The organism is uncultured Bifidobacterium sp., from assembly GCF_963540075.1.
Taxonomy (GTDB): Bacteria; Actinomycetota; Actinomycetes; order Actinomycetales; family Bifidobacteriaceae; genus Bifidobacterium.
In genome coordinates this window covers 41667-58766 of record NZ_CAUTOG010000005.1, presented here as the reverse complement: position 1 = coordinate 58766, position 17100 = coordinate 41667, and the positions used below count along the sequence as shown (strand labels likewise).

Annotated in this window: 16 protein-coding genes, 2 tRNA genes and 1 pseudogene; 15 read left to right on the top strand and 4 right to left on the bottom strand. The window is 66.1% G+C overall.

Features of this window, described 5'->3' with window-relative positions:
• Together RWX87_RS01660 and RWX87_RS01655 are read right to left on the bottom strand one after the other, a co-directional pair.
• Nucleotides 1-623 (bottom strand): annotated as a pseudogene (locus RWX87_RS01660) (hypothetical protein); the annotation flags it as partial.
• Nucleotides 624-1028: 405 nt separating this feature from the next.
• A tRNA-Met gene (locus RWX87_RS01655) sits at nt 1029-1102 on the bottom strand.
• A gap of 305 nt (nt 1103-1407) precedes the next feature.
• On the opposite strand from RWX87_RS01655, the gene metA reads away from it, so the two are divergent.
• The 10 genes from metA (at nt 1408) to nucS (ending at nt 10986) form a co-directional block, all read left to right on the top strand.
• Nucleotides 1408-2508: a homoserine O-succinyltransferase gene (gene metA / locus RWX87_RS01650; protein WP_314686200.1), complete on the top strand. Its 1101-nt coding sequence runs from the start codon at nt 1408-1410 to the stop codon at nt 2506-2508.
• 431 nt (nt 2509-2939) lie between these two features.
• Nucleotides 2940-3740, top strand: coding sequence for a F0F1 ATP synthase subunit A (gene atpB, locus RWX87_RS01645; RefSeq protein WP_314686198.1), 801 nt, complete (start codon nt 2940-2942; stop codon nt 3738-3740).
• Nucleotides 3741-3795: 55 nt separating this feature from the next.
• The gene (gene atpE, locus RWX87_RS01640; protein ID WP_314686196.1) at nt 3796-4026 is read left to right on the top strand and encodes an ATP synthase F0 subunit C; all 231 of its coding nucleotides are present in this window, start codon (nt 3796-3798) and stop codon (nt 4024-4026) included.
• A 68-nt stretch (nt 4027-4094) separates the two neighbouring features.
• The gene (locus tag RWX87_RS01635) at nt 4095-4631 is read left to right on the top strand and encodes a F0F1 ATP synthase subunit B (protein ID WP_314686194.1); all 537 of its coding nucleotides are present in this window, start codon (nt 4095-4097) and stop codon (nt 4629-4631) included.
• Nucleotides 4632-4697: 66 nt separating this feature from the next.
• The gene (locus RWX87_RS01630) at nt 4698-5525 is read left to right on the top strand and encodes a F0F1 ATP synthase subunit delta (protein WP_314686193.1); all 828 of its coding nucleotides are present in this window, start codon (nt 4698-4700) and stop codon (nt 5523-5525) included.
• A gap of 58 nt (nt 5526-5583) precedes the next feature.
• Complete coding sequence (gene atpA, locus RWX87_RS01625; protein ID WP_314686191.1) at nt 5584-7212, top strand: F0F1 ATP synthase subunit alpha; 1629 nt, start codon at nt 5584-5586, stop codon at nt 7210-7212.
• A 3-nt stretch (nt 7213-7215) separates the two neighbouring features.
• Nucleotides 7216-8136, top strand: a complete 921-nt coding sequence (locus RWX87_RS01620; RefSeq protein WP_314686188.1) for a F0F1 ATP synthase subunit gamma — start codon at nt 7216-7218, stop codon at nt 8134-8136.
• Nucleotides 8137-8144: 8 nt separating this feature from the next.
• Entirely contained in the window at nt 8145-9629 is a 1485-nt protein-coding gene (gene atpD, locus RWX87_RS01615) for a F0F1 ATP synthase subunit beta (protein WP_314686185.1), read from the top strand.
• Nucleotide 9630: 1 nt separating this feature from the next.
• Nucleotides 9631-9915 carry a F0F1 ATP synthase subunit epsilon gene (locus tag RWX87_RS01610; protein WP_314686183.1) on the top strand — a complete coding sequence of 95 codons (285 nt, stop codon included), beginning with the start codon at nt 9631-9633 and terminating at the stop codon, nt 9913-9915.
• A gap of 237 nt (nt 9916-10152) precedes the next feature.
• The gene (gene nucS, locus RWX87_RS01605) at nt 10153-10986 is read left to right on the top strand and encodes an endonuclease NucS (protein ID WP_314686181.1); all 834 of its coding nucleotides are present in this window, start codon (nt 10153-10155) and stop codon (nt 10984-10986) included.
• Between the two features lie 167 nt (nt 10987-11153).
• Here the strand turns inward: nucS and RWX87_RS01600 are convergent, their stop codons facing one another.
• Nucleotides 11154-12143: an FKBP-type peptidyl-prolyl cis-trans isomerase gene (locus tag RWX87_RS01600; RefSeq protein ID WP_314686179.1), complete on the bottom strand. Its 990-nt coding sequence runs from the start codon at nt 12141-12143 to the stop codon at nt 11154-11156.
• A 166-nt stretch (nt 12144-12309) separates the two neighbouring features.
• On the opposite strand from RWX87_RS01600, the gene RWX87_RS01595 reads away from it, so the two are divergent.
• The 3 genes from RWX87_RS01595 (at nt 12310) to RWX87_RS01585 (ending at nt 15564) form a co-directional block, all read left to right on the top strand.
• Nucleotides 12310-13404, top strand: a complete 1095-nt coding sequence (locus RWX87_RS01595; RefSeq protein ID WP_314686176.1) for a hypothetical protein — start codon at nt 12310-12312, stop codon at nt 13402-13404.
• The gene (locus RWX87_RS01590; RefSeq protein ID WP_314686208.1) at nt 13404-14411 is read left to right on the top strand and encodes a hypothetical protein; all 1008 of its coding nucleotides are present in this window, start codon (nt 13404-13406) and stop codon (nt 14409-14411) included. Before RWX87_RS01595 ends, RWX87_RS01590 begins: the two co-directional genes overlap by 1 nt.
• Nucleotides 14412-14601: 190 nt before the next feature.
• Nucleotides 14602-15564 (top strand): tetratricopeptide repeat protein, encoded by a 963-nt coding sequence (locus tag RWX87_RS01585; protein ID WP_314686206.1) that lies wholly within the window; start codon nt 14602-14604, stop codon nt 15562-15564.
• A 93-nt stretch (nt 15565-15657) separates the two neighbouring features.
• Here RWX87_RS01585 and RWX87_RS01580 read toward each other — a convergent pair whose 3' ends face one another.
• The gene (locus RWX87_RS01580) at nt 15658-16290 is read right to left on the bottom strand and encodes a CYTH domain-containing protein (RefSeq protein WP_314686174.1); all 633 of its coding nucleotides are present in this window, start codon (nt 16288-16290) and stop codon (nt 15658-15660) included.
• A 109-nt stretch (nt 16291-16399) separates the two neighbouring features.
• Between RWX87_RS01580 and RWX87_RS01575 the strand changes: the two genes are divergently transcribed.
• Nucleotides 16400-16472: transfer RNA gene (locus RWX87_RS01575), tRNA-Arg, on the top strand.
• 70 nt (nt 16473-16542) lie between these two features.
• Nucleotides 16543-16932: a Rid family detoxifying hydrolase gene (locus RWX87_RS01570; RefSeq protein ID WP_314686172.1), complete on the top strand. Its 390-nt coding sequence runs from the start codon at nt 16543-16545 to the stop codon at nt 16930-16932.
• Nucleotides 16933-17100: the final 168 nt, after the last annotated feature.

The following is a 17100-nucleotide window of genomic DNA, read 5'->3' as shown; positions in this document are numbered from 1 at the left end:
AGAAGGATGGCGGCGGCGAGAAGCGCCACGTTGAGGGCGACGCGGGGGATGCCGAGGGAGTCGATGTCGAGGAAGGGATAGGGGGCGCGTGAGGCGTGGCCGCCGGGCCCGGTCGCCGCGCCTCCGGCCCCGAGGCTGCCGCCCGAGGCGAGGACGATGACGAATTCGAGCAGGTACGCAAGGGGAGCGCTCAGCCATATCCAGGGGTCGCGTAGATGCAGGCCGCCGGGAGCGTCGAAGAGGATGGGGTCGGCGATGGCCATGAGGGGGATGATGACGTGCAGGCCGAGCAGGGAGGCGTCGGCGGCCGTGTCGAAGCGGATGGGCATGCGCAGCACGATGGCGGCGACTAGAAAAGTGACCGTGACGGCCATGACCGACACGCCCTTCCATGGGGGCGCGAAGGGGCGGTCGGTTCGGTCGCGGCCGGACCACATGCGCGCGGCGGCGAGGGTGAAGTACGCGGCGCACAGGATGTTGCTCTGGGTGGTGAACATCTCGAGGGCCTGCCAGGAGGGTCGGGCGTCGAGGAGGCCGCAGGTGGCGGCGATGGACGTCCAGCCTACGACGGCAAGGATGGTCCGGTAGACCGTGGCGGCGCGGTGGCTGGTGATGAAGGGCATGTGCTCACCGTACGCCCCGCCTGCTGGGGGATTCGTGAACGTTCGGACGACATTCGTGTGGACGATGAACGCTTGATCGCGGACAGACGATGACGAGCGAAGATGAACGTCAGAGGGGGAGTGCCTGCCGTCGGGGGAGAGAGAAAGGGGAAGAAAACCCGACGGCGGCTCTCGCCATGCCGGACGGGAACCTTGGGATCCCATCCATGCGTTTCATGGTAGGGGGCGTGTCTGCGCGTCTCGTTGGCACTCACTGGGAATCCCATTGGTATGCATTCGTCATCGTCGTAGAATCACCCGGACAGCTCGTCGAACGAGCGTCGACCATCTGCATGCCTTTGTGCGTATCTGCGGACCCATGAGAAAAAGCAATGGCGCGATATCATTGATATCGCGCCATTCTCGTAGCGGGGTCAGGATTTGAACCTGAGACCTCTGGGTTATGAGCCCAGCGAGCTACCGAGCTGCTCCACCCCGCGTCGGCTGCCCTTGCGGCAGCTCTCTCTACGATAGGGGCAAAATCGGGAAAGTCAAATCGGGGTTCGCTGGAGGTGGGCCGTCGATGACAGACCGTCGACCTCTGGCCGCAGTCGCAAGGCGGGAGACGGCTTGAGGATGTTCCCTCCCCGCGTCGGAGGATTCCTGCGACCTGCGGGCGCAGGCAGGGGATGGAAGTCCGGCTTCCGCCGTCGCACTCCAGGCCGTGTTCCACCCTTCCCGGCGATTCGCGCCTATTCCCTCTCCATCCGTTGGCATAACCGCGTCAGACGGACATAATGGACACATGCCAATCAAGATTCCCAGCGGCCTGCCTGCACGGGCCATCCTCGATTCGGAGCGGATCTTCGCTCTGGAGAAGCCGGAGGCCGAGCGCCAGCGCGTGCGGCCGTTGCGATTGGTCATCCTCAATCTCATGCCCAAGAAGATCGAGACGGAGACGCAGCTGCTGCGCCTGATCTCCAAGTCCCCGCTGCAGGTCGAGGTCGACTTCATGAAGACCTCCACCCATGAGTCCACGCATGTGAGCGCCGACCATCTGGTGAAGTTCTACGAGAACCTCGACGCCTTCGAGGACAACTACTATGACGGCTTCGTCGTCACCGGCGCCCCCGTCGAGCATCTCGATTTCGCTCAGGTCGACTACTGGGAGGAGTTCAAGACCATTCTCGACTGGGCCGGCTCCCACGTGTTCTCCACCCTGTACCTGTGCTGGGGGGCGATGGGCGCCCTCCACTACCGCTACGGAGTGCGCAAGCATCTGCTGCCCGAGAAGATCTTCGGCGTGTTCCCCCAGTACCTCCAGGACGAGTACTGCTTCCTGACGAACGGCTTCGATGAGATATCCCTGCAGCCCCATTCGCGCCTCGCCGGCGTCGACGAGGGGGACGTGGCCGCCAATCCCGATCTCCAGGTCCTGACCTGGGGACCGCAGTCGGGCCCCGGCCTCATCGCCACGCGTGACTTCTCCGAGGTCTTCGCCCTGGGCCACTGGGAATACGGCAAGTACACGCTGTTCGACGAGTACAAGCGGGACATGGACCGCGGACTGACGAACGTGCCCTTCCCCGCCAACTACTTCCCGCACGACGACCCGCATCTGGAGCCGCTGTTCTCGTGGCGGGCGCATGCGAACCTGCTGTGGCGCAACTGGCTCAACTGGGTCTATCAGACCACGCCCTACGACCTGTCCGAGGTCCCGCGTCTGCGGGCGGAAAGACGTCTGGGTACGGATCGTTCGATACGGCATGCGCCTGGCGAGCCTCGCACCGACGGGTTCCTGCCCTTCACGGGGGATGGATACGGCGTGATCCAGGGAGCTGCGGGTCGTTCCGCCTCACGGGCGCCCGTCCCTGACAGGGGTTCGGCCAGTCAGACGCGCTCCTGATGGGCTCCTGCTGATCGGGACGCCCGACGGAATCCGCCTGCGCCGGTCTTCCGAACCCGATTCATCCGACGGCGTCCACGAGGTCCGATTCCCCTGTCCTGACCCTCCTCATCCGCCCTTCCGGCCTGGTCACAGAGCCATCGCGGCTCCGGGTCCCGGGAAACGCCCGGGCCCAGGCCCTCGTCGCCATCCCCGTCCCGCGGCCTGCGAGAGCGCATCCGTGACATCGGCAGGGTCGTTCCTCGGACGTGCGGATTGACGATGTCCCTGAGGGACGTACAATCACCGTAGCCATTCGAGGTCGAATGTCAGTTCGGCCCCGCGCCGCAACCGGCATCCGAAGGACATGGGGCCGCAGGTAATCTGGGCGTCACAAACGACGCGAACGCCGGGTTAGACTGACAGCTGAACGGACGCGGGAGGCGCGAATGATGGCCTATGGAACTGGCGTTGCCCTTGCGGGCGCGTCGCTGCAGGTGCCGAGCATCGACGAGTTCCTTCCCCCCGAGATCCTCTTCCAGGGCACCCCCTTCGCCATCAACCGCATCATCCTCGTGCGCATCGTCGCCTCCATCATCATGCTGCTCGTCCTCGGCATCACCGCGCGCCATGCCAAGGTCGTTCCCGGCCGTTGGCAGGGGGCGGTCGAATGGCTGCTGGAGTTCGTCCGCGACAACATCGTCTACCAGGTGATGGGGGAGCTGCGCGGTCGGCGCTACGTGCCGATGATCACGACGATGTTCCTGACGATTCTCGTGTTCAACCTGTGCGGCATCATCCCGGGCATGAACATCGCGGCCACCGCGACCATCACCGTCCCCCTTCTGCTCGCGCTGTGGACCTTCGTCCAGTACTGGGCGGCCACGTTCCGCGGCAAGGGGTTCCTCACCTATCTGCGTGAGGAGATGTTCCCGGCGGGCGTGCCGTGGCCCATCTATTTCATCCTGGCGCCGATGCAGCTTCTCGACATCGTCGTCATCCGACCGTTCTCGCTGACCATCCGGCTTTTCGCCAACATGATCTCCGGGCACATCCTCGTGGCGCTGTGCTTCGCCGCCACGCAGTTCTTCCTCATCGACGTCGAGAACAAGGCGCTGGTGGGATTCGGCGTCGTCACCTTCGTGGGCGGATTCGTCATGACGCTTTTCGAGGCCTTCGTGGCCGCGATACAGGCGTTCATCTTCGCCACGCTGAGCACGGTGTACATCAACCTCAGCTACCCCGAGGACTGACGGACGCATCACCGGAAAACGGTTCACACGGACCAGCAATAGGAAAGGAAACAAGATGGACATCATCACGCTTGCCGCAGTGGCGGGGAACATCAGCACCATCGGCTACGGCCTCGCGGCCATCGGCCCCGGCATCGGCATCGGCATCGTGTTCGGCAAGGCCATCGAGGCCACGGCCAGGCAGCCCGAGCTTTCCGGGCGCATCCAGGTTCTGATGTGGCTGGGCTTCGGCCTGATCGAGATCCTGGCCCTGCTCGGCTTCATCAGCTACTTCATCTTCAGCTGAGCCCGCGGCCCCGCCTCTGCGGGGCCCTGCAGATCCATGGATCGTGAATCATGATGAAAGGAGGACCGATGGACACGATAGCGGCAAGTGGAATCCGCCTGTTCCTTCCGGAGACCTATGACGTCGTCTGGTCGCTGATCATCCTGGTGATCATCGCCCTGTTCTTCTACAGGTTCTTCCTGCCGAAGTTCCAGTCGGTGTTCGATGAGCGTGCGGCGAAGATCGAAGGTGGCATGGCCAACGCCGAGAAGGCCCAGAAGGCCGCCGACGAGGCCAAGCGCCACTACGAGGAGCAGCTCAGCCAGGCGCGCGTGGACGCCGCGAAGATTCGCGACGACGCCCGTGCCGAGGCCTCGCATATCATCGCCGACGCCCGGTCCCGCGCCGAGACCGACGCCGCACAGGTCACCGCCAACGCCCAGAGGTCCATCGCCTCCCAGCAGCAGCAGGCCCTCGTGAGCCTGCGCGGGGAGGTGGGGACCCTGGCCACCGCTCTGGCGGGCAAGATCCTCGGCTCCAAGCTCGCCGACGACGAGGTCCAGACCTCGATGATCGACCAGATGATCGACGAGCTCGCTCCTTCGGGGGACGGCAAGTCGTCGTGACATGGCGGCCGGGAGCGTCGGTCCGAAGATCCCATCCGCAGACCACACGGGAAAGGAAGGTGGACGATGAGAGGTGAGGCCTCACGCATCGCCGACAGGACGTCCAGGGACACCCTGGCGCCGCAGCTCAAGTCGGCCGGTGACGGCGCGTGGCGCATCGGCAACGAGCTGTTCTCCTTCACCAACGCGCTGGACCACAACGTGCGCCTCGAGCGGGCCCTGACCGACGTGTCGCGTCCTGCCGCCGACAAGGTGGCCGTGGTGCGCGCGCTGATCGGCGACCAGGCCCATCCGACGACTCTGACCATCCTGTCGGACCTCGTCTCCCGCCGGTGGAGCCGTGCGGCGGACATCGCCAACGCGGTCGAGGACTTCGGCATCGACGCGATGATGTACTACGCCGACGCCACCGGGCAGACCCTGCAGGTGTCCGTCGAGCTGGCGGAGCTGCATTCCGCGCTGCTCAACCTCTCCGTCGTGCGGTCCCGTCTCTACGACGACACCGTTCCCGCCGAGGCGCGTCTGAGGCTGCTGCACAGCGTCCTCGACGACAGCGGCTTCTGCACCATCACGGTGCGGCTCGCCGAGCACGCCACCTGCAATCTGCGCCATCGTCGCTACCTGGCGACCATCCAATGGCTGATTACCAAGTTCTCGCGCCATATGGGCGAATCGCTCGTCACCGTGACCACCGCCACGCCGCTGACGCCCGCGCAGATCGACGCGCTGTCCCGCGCCTACGCGGCACGGCTCGGCCATGCGGTCCACATCAACCCCGTCGTCGATCCCACGGTCCTGGGCGGCATGCGCATCCAGGTCGGTCACGAGGTGACGGACAACACCGTCGTCGCCCAGCTCCAGCACCTGCGACGACAGGTTTCCATCAGCGCATAGAGACGCCGATGACGCATAACAGACGTACAGTCGTACAACAACCACCAAAGGAGTGATCATGGCAGAACTGACCATTGATCCCGCCGCGATACGCAAGGCGCTCGACGAGTTCGTCGAGTCGTACAAGCCGTCCGAGACGCCGACCCAGGAGGTCGGATACGTCGCCACGGCCGGCGACGGCATCGCGCACGTGACGGGACTGCCTGGTTGCATGGCCAACGAGCTTCTCACGTTCGAGAACGGCACGCTGGGTCTGGCATTCAACCTGGACGCCCGCGAGATCGGCGTGGTCATCCTCGGTGACTTCGCGGGAATCGAGGAGGGCCAGGAGGTGCGGCGCACCGGCGAGGTGCTGTCCGTGCCCGTCGGCGACGGATACCTCGGCCGCACGGTCGACCCGCTGGGCAACCCCATCGACGGCCTCGGCGAGATCACCAGCGAGGGAAGGCGTATCCTCGAGGCCCAGGCCCCGGACGTGATGCACCGCCATCCCGTCGACGAGCCGCTGTCCACCGGGCTCAAGGCCATCGACGCGATGACCCCCATCGGCCGCGGCCAGCGACAGCTCATCATCGGCGACCGCCAGACCGGCAAGACCGCCATCGCGATCGACACCATCATCAACCAGAAGACCAACTGGGAGAGCGGCGACCCGAAGAAGCAGGTGCGCTGCATCTATGTGGCCGTCGGGCAGAAGGGCTCCACGATAGCCTCCGTGCGCCAGAGCCTTGAGGAGGCCGGCGCCATGGAGTACACCACCATCGTGGCCAGCCCCGCTTCCGACTCCGCCGGATTCAAGTACATCGCCCCGTACACCGGCTCGGCCATCGGCCAGCACTGGATGTACCACGGCAAGCACGTGCTCATCGTCTTCGACGACCTGTCCAAGCAGGCCGAGGCGTACCGATCGATCTCGCTGCTGCTGCGTCGCCCGCCGGGGCGCGAGGCCTATCCCGGCGACGTGTTCTACCTGCATTCCCGCCTGCTGGAACGCTGCGCCAGACTGTCGGACGACCTCGGCGGGGGTTCGATGACCGGGCTGCCGATCATCGAGACGAAGGCGAACGACGTGTCCGCCTACATTCCGACCAACGTGATCTCCATCACCGACGGCCAGATCTTCCTGCAGTCCGACCTCTTCAACGCCAACCAGCGTCCCGCCGTGGACGTGGGCATCTCGGTGTCCCGCGTCGGTGGCGCCGCGCAGACCAAGGCCCTGAAGAAGGTCTCGGGCACGCTGAAGATCTCGCTGGCCCAGTACCGGTCCCTGGAGTCCTTCGCGATGTTCGCCTCCGACCTGGATGCGGCGTCGAAGGCCCAGCTCACCCGTGGCGCGAGGCTGACGGAGCTGCTCAAGCAGCCCCAGTTCTCCCCGTACTCGATGGAGCAGGAGGTCGTTTCGGTATGGGCCGGAACGCACGGAAAGCTCGATGACCTCGATCTGGCGGACGTTCTGCCCTTCGAGAAGGCCCTGCTGGACTACGTCGCCCACAACACGGACATCCTCACGACGATTCGTGACACGGAGGACTTCACCAAGGACACCGAGGCGGCGCTGGACAAGGCCGTCGACGACTTCCGGGCCACCTACGTGACGAAGGCCGGAAAGCCCCTGGTCGAGAAGAAGCCCGCCGTGAAGCAGGACGTCCCCGTCGAGCAGGAGAAGATCGTGGCCGGGGAGAAGTGAGCCATGGGTTCCCAACTCGCCCTCAAGTCGCGGATCGGCTCGACGACCTCGCTGCGGAAGATCTTCAACGCCCAGGAGATGATCGCGTCCTCGCATATCGCCAAGGCGCGTGACGTGGCGCTCAACGCGAAGCCGTACACCGATGCGATCTTCGACGCGGTGCAGGCCCTCGTGGCCCACACCCACATCACGCACCCGATCGTGCGCAAGGAGGAGGACAACCCCCGGGTCGCCGTGCTCGCCCTGACGGCCGATCGCGGAATGGCGGGGGCCTACACCTCCTCCATCATCCGCGAGACGGAGTCGCTGCTGGCCCGGCTGGAAGGCCAGGGCCATCATCCCCAGCTCTACGTCTACGGCCGTCGCGGAGTGACGTATTACCGGTACCGCAATCGCGACGTGGCCGGGACGTGGGAGGGCGACACCGACCATCCCGGCGTCGAGGTGGCCGAGTCGATCTCCTCTGCGCTGCTCGACGCGTACATGAAGGATGCCGCCCATGGCGGGGTCTCCGAGCTGTACATCGTGTTCACCGAGTTCGTGAACATGGTCGTCCAGAAGGTGCGGGTGCTCAGGATGCTTCCCGTGGAGCTCGTCCGTTCCGAGGAGCAGGACTCCGGACCGGTCCCCGAGGAGGAGGCCGAGAAGGCCGCGCCCCTGTACTCCTTCGAGCCCAGCGTCGACGAGGTCCTCGGCGCGGTCCTCCCCAAGTACATCCAGTCGCGCATCCACGAGTGCCTGCTCAGCTCGGCCGCGTCGGAGACCGCCAACCGGCAGAACGCCATGCATACGGCCACGGACAACGCCAGCAATCTCATCGACGACCTCACCAGGAAGCTCAACGCCTCCCGCCAGGCCTCGATCACCCAGGAACTCACCGAAATCATCGGCAGCGCCGATGCGCTGAACAAAGAGGAAGAGTAGGAACGCATATGGCTGAGAACCAGTCCACAGCGGCTCCGGAGGACACGACGGCGGAACCGACCGCCGGGCGCATCACACGCGTCCAGGGATCGGTCATCGACGTCGAGTTCCCGGTCGGCCACCTGCCCGACATCTACAACGCCCTGAAGGTCAAGATCACCAACGTGGGCAACACGGAGGGTGAGACCCTTCATGAGGTCCCCCTGGAGGTCGAACAGCATCTCGGCGACTCCACCGTGCGCGCGGTGGCGCTCAAGCCCACCGACGGCCTCGTGCGAGGTGCCGAGGTGACGGACACCGGCGGTCCCATCGAGGTCCCTGTCGGCGACGTGACCAAGGGCCATGTCTTCGACGTCTCGGGCAACATCCTCAACAGGAAGCCCGAGGAGGTCGTCAAGGTCACCGAGCGCTGGCCCATCCATCGCAATCCGCCGGCCTTCGACGAGCTGGAGTCCAAGACCCAGATGTTCGAGACGGGCATCAAGGTCATCGATCTGCTCACCCCGTACGTCGAGGGCGGCAAGATCGGCCTGTTCGGCGGCGCCGGCGTCGGCAAGACCGTGCTCATCCAGGAGATGATCCAGCGCGTGGCGCAGAACCACGGCGGCGTCTCCGTGTTCGCGGGCGTCGGCGAACGCACGCGAGAGGGCAACGACCTCATCGGCGAGATGCAGGAGGCCGGCGTCCTCGAGAAGACCGCCCTGGTCTTCGGACAGATGGACGAGCCCCCGGGGACGCGTCTGCGCGTCCCGCTGACGGCCCTGACCATGGCGGAGTACTTCCGCGACGTCGAGAACCAGGACGTGCTGCTGTTCATCGACAACATCTTCCGGTTCACCCAGGCCGGCTCCGAGGTCTCCACGCTGCTCGGCCGCATGCCGTCCGCCGTCGGCTACCAGCCGAACCTCGCCGACGAGATGGGCGCCCTCCAGGAGCGCATCACCTCGACCCGCGGCCACTCCATCACCTCGCTGCAGGCCATCTACGTGCCCGCCGACGACTACACGGACCCGGCCCCGGCGACGACCTTCGCGCATCTGGACGCCACCACCGAGCTGTCCCGCGACATCGCGTCCAAGGGCATCTACCCGGCCGTGGACCCGCTGGCCTCCACGTCGAGGATCCTCGACCCCCGCTACGTCGGACAGGCGCACTATGACTGCGCCAACCGCGTCAAGGCCATCCTCCAGAGGAACAAGGAGCTGCAGGACATCATCGCCCTGATCGGCATCGACGAGCTGGGTGAGGAGGACAAGACCACCGTCAACCGCGCCCGCCGCATCGAGCAGTTCCTCGGACAGAACTTCTACGTGGCCGAGAAGTTCACGGGTCGTCCCGGCTCCTACGTGCCGGCCGACGAGACCATCGAGGCCTTCACCCGCATCTGCGACGGCGTCTACGACGACGTGCCGGTGCAGGCGTTCTCCGGCATCGGCGGCATCGACGACCTCGAAAAGAAGTGGCACGACATGCAGAAGGAGTACGGAGCCTGACATGACCGCCACCATGAGCGTCACCATCGTCGCAGCCGACCATCCGATCTGGTCCGGTCAGGCGCGGTCCGTCACCATCCCCGCGGCGGAGGGCGGCATGGGCATCCTGCCGGACCACGAGCCGGTGCTCACGCTCATCCACAAGGGGACGGTTTCGGTGATCGAACCCGACGGCGCACGTCGTTCCTTCGACGTGGGCGATGGGTTCATCTCCTTCGACTCCAACCGTCTGACCGCCGCGGTGGATCGCGGACAGGTCAGTGCGGGAGCCGCGGCGGAGGGCTGATTCGGGCCGGTCGTCGTCCACTGCGATGCGGGCGCGGATGCCTCTGGGCATTCGCGCCCGTGTTTCTGTCTTCTCATCCGATATCCGCGCGTTCTCCGCGACACATGGGCCTCCGGAGGCCGTTGGTCGACCGCCATCGGCCGTTCCCCGTGTGGGTTCCGTGCTCCGGCGTTCTGCGCCAACCGGCATGACGGACGCCTTCCGGATCACCATCGACGTCGTTGCTAGAGTGGTGGGGTGCGCATCATCGTTGCCGACTGCAGTGCCGAATACTCCGGACGGCTCCAGGCCTCCCTGCCCCAGGCGCGTCGCGTCATCCTCCTCAAGGCCGACGGCAGCGTGCTCATCTTCTCCGAGATCGGCTCGTACAAGCCGCTCAACTGGATGGCCGCCCCCTGCACGATGCGCGAGGTCATCGAGGATCCGCCTTCGCCCTCGGCTTCCGTTTCTGCTTCCGCTTCATCGTCTTTTTCCTTCTCGGATTCCGTCTCCTCTCCCTCGGACGCGTCAGCGCAGTCCTCTCCCACGGACTCCCCGGAATCAGGGCGCGAGGATGCTGCGGATGAGGCCGCGTCCGGCGAGGGCGTGAGAATCCTCCGGGTCGCCTCCGACAAGGGCCCGGACATCCTCGAGATCCGCCTGTTCCACGTCTACGCCGACGACGACTACGACCTTGGCGAGGATCCGGGTCTGGTCAAGGACGGCGTGGAGGACCATCTGCAGCGTCTGCTCGCCGCACAGATCGAACGCATAGGGTCCGGCTCCCGTCTTGTTCGCCGTGAATATCCCACGCCCATCGGCCCCGTCGACATCATGGCCGTCGATGAGGCAGGCACTCATGTGGCCGTCGAGATCAAACGCCATGGCGGGGTGGACGGCGTCGAGCAGCTGACGCGCTACTGCAGACTGCTGGACCGCGATCCGCTTCTCGCGCCGGTAAGAGGGATACTCGCCGCCCAGACGATCACCCCCCAGGCGAAGGTGCTGGCGGAAAGCCGCGGGCTGTCCTGCCTGATTCTCGACTATGACGACATGAAGGACGAGGGGGACGCCGACCTGAGGCTGTTCTGAGGCCTCTGACGCCGCCCTCCGGACCCTGGCCGGGAGCCCGTGCCGCGGGAGTCGTCCGTCATCCCGCCCCCCCTCGCCGTGCGGATACGCGAACGCCCGGGTCGTTCGGCCCGGGCGTTGCCTCATGTTCCGCGGCGCCTTTCGGCTCTCCCGCGGGCATCGATTCGTCAGTAGGCGTAGAGGATGTCGACCACGAAGTAGAGCGTCGAATTCGCCGGGATCGTGACGTTGCCGTTGGAATCGGTCTGGGCGTCCGAACCGTAGCCCATGTCGGGCGGGATGACGAGCAGCACCTGGGAGCCCACCGTCTGTCCCGTCAGTCCCTTCTTCCACCCGGTGACGACGCTGGACAGGGAGAAGTCGGAGGCCGACCCGCTGCTCCAGTTGGAGTCGAACTGCTTGAGCTTGCCCTTCTTCGTCACATACCAGCCCGTGTACATCGCGCTGATCGTGTCGGAGGACTCGACCTTGTCGCCCGTTCCCTTGATGAGGGTCTGCGCCACCAGAGAGCTGCCGGCCGTGTAGTCGTTAAGAGAGAGGGAGGGTTTGCCGCTGCTTGCGCGCGTGACCTTGGGAAGGTTGGAGGGGATGTCCGTCACCGTGGTTCCGGTGGCTCGCGTCAGGGCCCTGCTTTTGGACACCAGCGTCATCGCCATGATGTAGGAGGTTCCCTCGGAGTTCTCGTCGTTGACGCCGAAGGCGATCGTGGCGTTGAGACGCTGGCCCTTGAAGACCTTGTAGTACGTGCTGCTGATGGAGCCGGAGTCGACGACCAGCGAGCAGTCGGGCGTGTTCTTCGTCCAGGTGTCCATAAGCTCGGAGCCGTCCTTGGCGTTGACCGCGATGGCCTGCGCGCAGACCCGGTCGCCGTCGGAGATGACGTCGCCGTTGCCCTTCTGGAGGACCGCGTAGGTGTTGTTCTCCACGGTCATGGGCGTTCGGAAGGCGATCGTGGGCTTCTTGCCGAGGGTTCCGGTTGCGGTGACGCCGGCCAGCTGGTCGAGCGTCGAGGACGAGGACGACGACGAGACCGTCGCCGAGGACGATGACGAGGAGGACGACCCTCCGCAGGACGCCAGGGAAAGTCCCAAGGCGATGACGCCGACCAGAGAGACGAGGGTGCTCAGACGGCGTGACCGCCGGGGTGTGCTATGCATGGCCCCAACACTACCGTTCGCACCTGATGAACCTCTCGGCAGTGCGTCCGTGAAGCCTTGGGGTCCCGAAGGTTGGCCGCCGCGTCCGTTCTCGTTGCCGGAATGTGGGTCCTTCAGGCCGAGGCCGTGCCCGTCCCCCGGCGTCCACCTGTAGAATGGCGATGATATGACTCACGAACGACACGCAGGCGCACGACGGAAGGTCGCCGCGCCGCCGACCCGTCACGCCCGGATCATGAGGGGCGTGATCGCCCCCGTCTTCGGTCTTCTGGCGATGGCCTTCGTCGCGCTTGGGCTGCTCAACGCCACCGTGTGGAGGCCGATCTCCTCGGTGACCGCGGCAGCCGACGACCTGGGGACCCGATATGTCATCACCGATCCGGGCATGCTGTCCCTGGTCGACGACTCCGTTCGTCTGAAGGTGACGTCGACGTCGGCGTCCTCAAGGGTCTGCGTGGCATTGGGAACGGCCAAGGACGTCAACGGATGGGTGGCCGGCGAGACCGTGACGCGGATCACGGGCATGGACGGATGGTCGACTCTGACGACCGCCGAATCAAGCGTCAGCTCCGGCTCCGCATCGGCCTCCTCGAGCGTGTCCTTCAAGGACTCCGATATGTGGAGCGCCGTGAGATGCGCGAAGGGGGACGTCACGCTGCCCTCCTCAGATGCTGCGGGTCAGGTGGCTCTGGTCGATCTCGGATCGTCGTCCGTCCCGGCGACCGTGTCGCTTCACTGGACGCGCAGGACCCTCCCCGACTTCGTCACCCCCATGTACTTCCTGGCAGGGCTGTGCGCGGCTCTGACGGTGCTGTTCGCCTCGGTGTTCGCCATGCATCCTGCCAGGCGGCGTCATCGGCATCCGGCCCGACGCGTGGCTCGTCGGCATGACGAGGTCGCCATCGTGGAGGCCCTGCTGGGGTCGCTGCGCGCTCTGAGCGGTTCACGGCGTCGGCGTCCGCGACGCGGCGCCCGCCTTCACGCCGCCACCAGCGAGGAACAGGAGTCGCGACGTGCGACGCATCGCAGGCGTCCCGTCGTCGTCGATCCATCCTCCCGCAGCATGCTCGGCGCGCCATCCCGTGGTGCCCACCGCGCACAGACTCCGGTGGGTGGCGGTGACGGTGAACAGACGTCGGTGATCTCCCCTGAGGAGCTTGCCGACTATTTCTCCCGCTTCGCGGGCGAGAATGGTTCGGGGGATGACGGTGGCGTCGGCACCGACGGGGTCCGACGATCGCAGGGAGGGGACGGCCGATGATGAGAACGCGTCAGCGAATCGCCGCGGCGGCCGCCGCCTTGCTTGCCTGCGCCATGACGGTGGGACTGGCCGGATGCAACGGGCAGCCGCCGGTGCTGGCAACCTCGTCCTCCTCCTCGGAGACGCCCGATTTGAGCGTCGCCCAGGAAAGGTCCATCCGGCATCGCATACTCGGGGGAATCACGAAGGCCAACAAGGCGAAAAGCACCGAGGGGCTCGACCGGTACATGAGCGGCCCCGCGCTCGCCATCCGCTCCAGCGAGATCACCATCGCGAAGTCGACCGGATCCCTCGACGCCAAGACCACCATCCCCAGCGGCGCCGTCCAGACCGTGATACCGACGGAATCGGGATGGCCCCGATCCGTATTCACCATCACGACGACGACCGCCGACCAGCAGTCCAAAAGGCTTCTGGTGATGCGACAGGACTCGGCCCGCTCCAACTACAGGCTGTGGGCCGTGGCCCGGCTGTTTCAGGGGGCGGAGCTGCCCAAGTTCGAGATCGCCTCACTGGGCTCCACCCAGGGGACCGACACGGATTCAGGCCTGGTGGCCACTCCCGCCCAGGCCGTCGCCCGCTACGCGGACGTGCTCGAGAAAGGGAGCTCCAGCACCTATGCGGCGCAGTTCTCCGACGACTATTTCAGGCAGGACCTTGCGACGTTGTCCTCGACCGTGGAGGAGGGCATGGAACGCAACGACGGCACGCAGAGCCAGAGCTTCACGCCGGTCACGGACCAGATCGCCGTCATGAGGTCCACCGACGGAGGAGACCTCGTGGTGGCGCGCATCGATTCGACCTGGATCCGCAAGGCCGGCAGCGGACGGCAGTCCCTTCCCGCCTCCGATGCGGAGAAGGTCCTGTTCGGCAACGGGACCGCCACCAGCACCATGGCGGTGAGCTACGTCAACGTCATCGCCCTGTACATCCCCCACGCCGGTACGGGGGAGAAGATCACCGCCGTGGGCGCCGAAAGACAGCCCGTCAAGGTCGAGGCCCGGTGACCGTGGCCGAACCGGGCGCATCGCGGTTCTTCCGGGGCTTCGTGGGGTCCCAGGGGACGCGGCGTCCCGCCGCCTCCCTGGATCTGGGGCCGCCATGCGGAGTGCCCGACTGGTAGCGTGATACGAGGATCGGCTCCGCGCCCGACGACGGGCGTGGAGCCTGTGGTCAAGATGCAAGGAAAGAGGAATGATGGCTGACAAACAGCAGTTCACCCCGGGGGTGTCGCTGGCGGGCGCCGTCGATCTGGAGTCGCTGAAGCATAAGGTCGAGGCGGAACCCGGAGCCAAGGGCGGAGCTCCTGCGGCGGGCGCCTACGTCATCGACACCACCCAGTCCGGCTTCGAGGCGATGGTGAAGACCTCGGCGACCTTCCCCATCCTTCTTCTTCTCTGGGTTCCCACCGACGACCGCCTGTTCGCCATGGCCCGCGAGCTCGGGGATGCGGTCAACGCCCAGGAGGGGAGGATCCAGCTTTCGCGCATCGACATCGCCGAGAATCCGACGATCGCCCAGGCCTTCCAGGTCCAGGGGGCGCCCGCGCTTTTCGCGCTTATCGGGGGACGTCCGATGCCCATCCTGCAGGGTCTTCCCGCGGCCGACGAACTCGACCAGATTCGCGACCAGGTCATTCCGCGTCTTATCGAGGTCGCCCAGCGCGCCGGAGTGACCGGAACGGCCCCCTATGCCGGGACGAAACCCGAGGATGGCGCCGATGGTTCTCAGACCACCCAGGCCGACGCCGTTCCTCCCGAGCATGAGGAGGCGCATCGTCTGGCGGAGGCGGGGGACTGGTCGGGGGCGGCCGTCGCCTACGAGCGGGTCCTCGAGGAGAATCCCTCCGACCTTCTGGCCGCACGTGAGCGGGCCAAGGCCCTTCTCCTCGCCAGGTCGGGAAAGGCGGATGTGCGCGCCGTGCGGCGCGCGGCGGCCGACCGGCCCGACGACGTGGAGGCCCAGCTCGCGGTGGCCGACGTGGACATGATCGGCGGCCAGATCGACGACGCCTTCGCGAGGCTGCTTGATTTCCTCGCCGGACACAGGCCGGCGCTGTCCGCCGTGCGCACGCGCCTGCTCGAGTACTTCGCCATCCCCGATTCCGCGGACCCTCGCCTGGGGCGCGCCCGTCGGCGTCTGGCCGCGCTCATGTACTGAGTCGCGCCCGTCGGACGACGTGCCCGCGTCGCCTCCCGTCGTGCGGCCGAATCGGGTCCGCGGGATGGATGAGCGGACGGGAGACCGCGCGCCCTATGCCTGCGCGCGCCTGTTGCGTCCGAACACCTGTTCGAAATGCGGGCCGTTCTCTCGAAGCTCGTCCATGAAGTCATCGCTCCACAGGCCGAAGGGTCGTGAGGCCAGTCCGTCATTGGAGAACCGCGGCTGGTCGGTGATCTCCGTGATGCAGAACGCGGGAATCGCGAGATTGGTCACCGGCCCGCTCCGCTCCGCCTCGGCGACGACCAACGGCGCGTTGACGCCGCCGAAGACGTCGATGCTCCATCCGTCCTCGCCAAGCCATGCCGAATACCTGTTCTTGACGATGGGCGAGCCCCCTCGGAGAATGAGGTCCACGCCGATATGCGCGTCGATCTCCCTTTCCGCCTCGTAGCGGGTCCCGCCCACGGCCGGCCCCTTGACCGTGACGAAGGCCTCGGACGCCTCGTCCCGATGACGCCTGAGAACGTCAAGCGCGTCGGTGGCGTCCGTCATGGGTTCACGGATGTCATGCATCTGGGTTCGCACCCGCAGCGCATAGTTGTCCTCGTGCACGTAATAGCTCTGGACGATCAGCGTCGGCGCGTCGCCGTCGTCGAGCTCAGCGGGCATATGCGTGCAGAAGAACCGCCGTTCGAACTCGAAGTCGCCCATCGTCTGTGCCATGACGCCAGTGTATTCCGTTATCCGGCGTGTTCCGCCGTCGTCCGTCGCGGTCGTCCGTCGCCGCCGCGGGACGCTGTCGGCCGGACGTGTACAGTGGTGCAGTGCGTTCGGGTTTGTAGCTCAGTGGATAGAGCGTCTGTCTCCGGAACAGAAGGTCGTGGGTTCGAATCCCATCAAGCCCACGAACAGGGCGGCGTCGAGGCGCCCGGGCGGGCGTCATCCCCTGTGGCGCCCCGAGGAAAGGGGATCGCAATGGGAGATTCGATGCACGAGGTCGCCACGGCCTATGCCCCCGCGGCGCTCGGGGCCTACAGCCAGGCCGTCAAGGCGAACGGGTTCGTCTTCGTCTCCGGACAGCTGGGAATCGATCCGAAAACGGGCGAGCTTGCGGGTCCGACGGCGGGCGAGCAGGCCGCGCAGGCGCTGCGAAACATCAAATGCATTCTCGACGCCGCTGGAAGCGGCATCGAGAAGGTCGTCCGTGCCACGATCTACATGAAGAACGTGGAGGACTTCCACGAGGTCGACGCGCGCTACGCCGAGGTGTTCCTCGGGTCGGTCAAGCCGGCCCGTGTGGCGTTCGGCGGCAATGACATCCCCAAGGGGGCTCTCGTCGAGATCGACGCCATCGCGGTGGAGTAGCGGAATCGTCCTGCGCCTCCGCGCGCGTGGACGGTGGTGCTGCCATCCGGTCATCCGACTCCTCCCGTCTTTCGGCCCCGACGCGTCTCCGTCGGGGCCGAAGCCGTTCCGGGAGGCCTGTCGGAGGCCGGGATGCGTCGACAGGGCGCCGGGGGCGTGTCCTTCCGG

Bases quoted from the DNA above. Each gene is read 5' to 3' on its own strand.
- atpB (WP_314686198.1), top strand. From the start codon at position 2,940: ATGGCCTATGGAACTGGCGTTGCCCTTGCGGGCGCGTCGCTGCAGGTG.
- RWX87_RS01630 (WP_314686193.1), top strand. From the start codon at position 4,698: ATGAGAGGTGAGGCCTCACGCATCGCCGACAGGACGTCCAGGGACACC.
- metA (WP_314686200.1), top strand. From the start codon at position 1,408: ATGCCAATCAAGATTCCCAGCGGCCTGCCTGCACGGGCCATCCTCGAT.
- atpA (WP_314686191.1), top strand. From the start codon at position 5,584: ATGGCAGAACTGACCATTGATCCCGCCGCGATACGCAAGGCGCTCGAC.
- RWX87_RS01600 (WP_314686179.1), bottom strand. From the start codon at position 12,143: ATGCATAGCACACCCCGGCGGTCACGCCGTCTGAGCACCCTCGTCTCT.
- RWX87_RS01610 (WP_314686183.1), top strand. From the start codon at position 9,631: ATGACCGCCACCATGAGCGTCACCATCGTCGCAGCCGACCATCCGATC.
- RWX87_RS01620 (WP_314686188.1), top strand. From the start codon at position 7,216: ATGGGTTCCCAACTCGCCCTCAAGTCGCGGATCGGCTCGACGACCTCG.
- RWX87_RS01595 (WP_314686176.1), top strand. From the start codon at position 12,310: ATGACTCACGAACGACACGCAGGCGCACGACGGAAGGTCGCCGCGCCG.
- RWX87_RS01580 (WP_314686174.1), bottom strand. From the start codon at position 16,290: ATGGCACAGACGATGGGCGACTTCGAGTTCGAACGGCGGTTCTTCTGC.
- RWX87_RS01585 (WP_314686206.1), top strand. From the start codon at position 14,602: ATGGCTGACAAACAGCAGTTCACCCCGGGGGTGTCGCTGGCGGGCGCC.
- atpE (WP_314686196.1), top strand. From the start codon at position 3,796: ATGGACATCATCACGCTTGCCGCAGTGGCGGGGAACATCAGCACCATC.
- RWX87_RS01590 (WP_314686208.1), top strand. From the start codon at position 13,404: ATGAGAACGCGTCAGCGAATCGCCGCGGCGGCCGCCGCCTTGCTTGCC.
- RWX87_RS01635 (WP_314686194.1), top strand. From the start codon at position 4,095: ATGGACACGATAGCGGCAAGTGGAATCCGCCTGTTCCTTCCGGAGACC.
- RWX87_RS01570 (WP_314686172.1), top strand. From the start codon at position 16,543: ATGGGAGATTCGATGCACGAGGTCGCCACGGCCTATGCCCCCGCGGCG.
- atpD (WP_314686185.1), top strand. From the start codon at position 8,145: ATGGCTGAGAACCAGTCCACAGCGGCTCCGGAGGACACGACGGCGGAA.